Here is a 570-nt window from a genome sequence, read left to right as displayed (position 1 = left end):
AACCCTGGAATGCTTTGATAAATGCTGTATTCCGGTAAATCCTTAGCCTTATCTACCATAGCAGTCAGGATGTCACCCTTGGTACCATGCAACTCAATCAAACGCTTTGCATAGTATATAACTTGTGTAACATTATAAGAATTGGCAGCAACTGCAGGCGCTGATATCTGACCCATACTCATTAGTTGGTCGACTAATTTACGTAATCTCTCGTGACCGATATGCCAACTAACCCCACCTTGAATCGTGTCCATGAGTGCTTGCCTCGAACGTCTTGTAATTATTGCATGTGGTACTATTGTTAAGAGTTCCCAGTAATGTGGACTATCGGTGGCAGAAAAGAGTCCTTCGATTTCAGGAAAGGTCAGTTGTAAAGTGCGATGTAATCTATTTTTTGTACTGACAATATCATGATTAATTTGTTGATAAAAGCGGCTCATATCTTGTAACTCAATATAAATTGGATTTTGAACATAACTTTTAGCACGAGCTAAAATGAATTGGGTCTCAGCCAAGTTTTTAGCATCATTCAAATCATTTTTATTCGGGCGAAGCTGAACCAACTGTTTT

General features: G+C 38.8%; 1 protein-coding gene. It reads right to left on the bottom strand.

All coding sequences use genetic code 11. The features are described from left to right. A partial coding sequence (locus BMG01_RS10765) for a transposase (RefSeq protein WP_143472309.1) occupies positions 1 to 570 on the bottom strand: 570 nt, incomplete at both ends.

Source organism: Leuconostoc sp. BM2 (assembly GCF_002095565.1).
Classification (GTDB): domain Bacteria; phylum Bacillota; class Bacilli; order Lactobacillales; family Lactobacillaceae; genus Leuconostoc; species Leuconostoc falkenbergense.
Note: the sequence above shows the minus strand (reverse complement) of the source record. Positions and strands in the feature narration are given on the sequence as shown.